3 protein-coding genes are annotated in these 2653 nt (G+C 69.4%); all 3 read right to left on the minus strand.

Annotated elements, in window-relative coordinates; all coding sequences use genetic code 11:
• Nucleotides 1-1061: molybdopterin-synthase adenylyltransferase MoeB (gene moeB / locus VNE62_11110; GenBank protein ID HVE92826.1), on the minus strand; the 1061-nt coding region annotated here is incomplete at its 3' end.
• Nucleotides 1062-1243: 182 nt separating this feature from the next.
• Nucleotides 1244-1651, minus strand: a complete 408-nt coding sequence (locus VNE62_11115; GenBank protein HVE92827.1) for a universal stress protein — start codon at nucleotides 1649-1651, stop codon at nucleotides 1244-1246.
• Nucleotides 1648-2653, minus strand: a 1006-nt coding sequence (gene sepH / locus VNE62_11120; protein ID HVE92828.1) for a septation protein SepH, incomplete at its 5' end; no start/stop codon positions are given. The genes VNE62_11115 and sepH, both read right to left, overlap by 4 nt.

Below are 2653 nucleotides of genomic sequence, written 5' to 3' on the forward strand. Positions count from 1 at the left end.
CGGATCCCGCTGCGGCAATAGACGACCAGGTCGTCTGCGCTGGACAGCTCGTGGACGCGGTTGGCCAGCTCGCCCAGAGGGATCAGCTTGGTCTCGAACGGCAGCTTCGAGATCTCGGTCTCGAACGGCTCCCGGACGTCCACGAGAAGCGGCGCGGTCTCCGACCGCAGCTCCCGCGCCAGATCCGGAGGCACGACCGCGGGGACCTCGTCCTGGACCGGCGAGTCCTCCTCGCCGCGGGTCAGCCCGCAGAACTGCTCGTAGTCGATCAGCTCGGTGACGGTGGGGTTCTTGCCGCAGATGGGGCACTCGGGGTCCTTGCCCACCCTGATGTCGCGGAACGTCATGTCAAGCGCGTCGTACAGCTTCAGCCGGCCGATCAGCGGCTCACCGCGGCCGATGATCAGCTTCACGGTCTCCGTCGCCTGGATCGAGCCGATCGTTGCGCACAGCACGCCCAGAACGCCTCCCTCCGCGCAGGACGGCACGAGCCCCGGCGGCGGCGGCTCCGGGTACAGGCAGCGGTAGCACGGACCCTGCTCCGCCCAGAACACCGATACCTGGCCCTCGAACCGGAAGATGGACCCCCACACGTAGGGCTTGCCCAGCAGGACGCAGGCGTCGTTGACTAGGTAGCGCGTCGGGAAGTTGTCCGTGCCGTCGACGATCACGTCGTAGCCGCGCAGGATGTCCAGCGCGTTGGACGAGTCAAGCCTCGTGTCGTGCAGGACCACCTCGACCAGCGGGTTGATCTCGCTGATGGTGTCCCGCGCCGACTCAGCCTTCTTGCGGCCGATGTCGGACTGGCCGTGGATGATCTGGCGCTGGAGGTTGGTCTCGTCCACGACGTCGAAGTCGAGGATTCCCAGGGTGCCGACACCCGCCGCCGCCAGGTACATCGCGACCGGGGAGCCGAGCCCGCCGGCGCCGATGCACAGGACCCTGGCCGCCTTGAGACGCGACTGACCCTCCATGGCGACGTCGGGCATGATCAGGTGCCGCGAGTAACGTCGGACCTCCTCGAGGTCAAGCGGCTCCCGGCGCGCGACTACGGGACGCAGTGAAGACTGTTCGGTCAAGGATCACCTCGCTGCCGGTCGAAGATCGCGTCTCGGGGGAGAGGCGCCGACCGGCGGGAGCCGGATCGACCGCAAGTTCATTCAATGGTACCGCTCGCAGCGCACACCGCACGCCGCACGCCGCACGCCAGGGAGCCGCTGTCCGGATTCAGCGACTCCGGGCTCTACTCCACGACCTCCAGACGCGGTGCCCAGTCGCGCAGCTTCGCCGGCATGCTCCCCTCGGGCATCACTCCGTCCTGGGCTCGCGCCCCGATGACCACCAGGGCCGGTTTCATCGCCTCGATCTGCTCCCTGATCACCTGGATGGGCGCGCCCCGGATCACCATTCCCTCACCCGATGCGCCGAGGTTGCGCAGGATTTCCAGCCCTTTGTCCACGCACCCACGCGCGAACTCGTACTCCGCGTCGTCGCTCGTGGCGTCCAGGCCTGACACGTCGCTGGACAGGGCGGTAGGTACGACCTGGAGCACCAGCACGGGCAGGCCCAGCTCCCGGGCGGCCTCGGCCCCCCTGGCCAGCGCGCGCTCGGACGCTTCGGACCCGTCGATCGGGACCAGGACGACGCTCAACGAGACGAGCGCGACTTCCGAGCGGGGGCCGAGCGGCGCGATTTCGCAGCCGGCTTCGAGGCGGACGTCTTCCGCGCTCCGGCCTTGGAGGTCTTTCTCGTCTTTGCGGCGGCCTTCGACGACGACTTCTTCGCAGTCGTGGCTCTCTTGGAGGAGGCCGTCTTCGGCTTTTTCTTCGACGAGGCCCTGCTCTTGGAAGCCGCGGCCTTTCGAACCGGCCTGGCCCGCGACGCAGCAGCCTTCTGCTTGGGCTGATCGGTCGCGGCGGCGTCGCCTTCCGTGCTTTCCTCTCCGGCTTCCTCGAGGCTGATGGCGTTGGGCACGTCCGGCGCCCACCACCCGAGCTCGCGAGCCAGTTGGTTGCGCGGCCGGACGGTCCCCTCCTCGCGCAGCAGCTCCCACTCGGCCAGGCGGCGCTTGCCGCGGTGGGTGAACCTGAGGCGGACCCGCCAGGCGCGGGTGTTCGTCCTGCGCGCCTCCCACCCATCCTCGAGCTCCGCCAGGGTCTGGGAGGTGGCCTTGCGGTCGATGAGGTTCCTCTGAATGGCCCGGCCGACGGACAGTCCGGAGCGTCCGAGCCGGGGCCGGGTCTGGTAGCCGTCCCGGGTCATCTGGATCATGCCGGCCATCTCGTGCAGGACCGGGCCCTCGAACCGCTCGACCCAGGCCTCCTCGACCCCCGCCTGCGCCGCAACCTCCTTGACGGTGCGGCCCTCGCGGAGCATCTGCTGGATGTCCTTGGGCGTCAGCTTGCTCTGCGCTCTCTCCGCAGTAGTGGCGACCTCACGCAGCGCCCGGAGCTGGCGCTTGGGCAGCAGCTCGAGCACCTCGGCCACGGCGGCTTCGGCTGGGGCTTGTCGCCCGCCGGCCGACGCGGCTGCCGCAGCGGCTTTCGCGGCACCCTTCTTCGGTGCAGTGCCCGCGGCTTCCCGGCGGGCGGTCTCGAGCTGGTCCAGCGCGCGCATGAACGCGTCGTTGACCGGCACCCAGTAGGTACCGGTT

The sequence above is a fragment of the Actinomycetota bacterium genome (assembly GCA_035536535.1).
Taxonomy (GTDB): domain Bacteria; phylum Actinomycetota; class JAICYB01; order JAICYB01; family JAICYB01; genus DATLNZ01.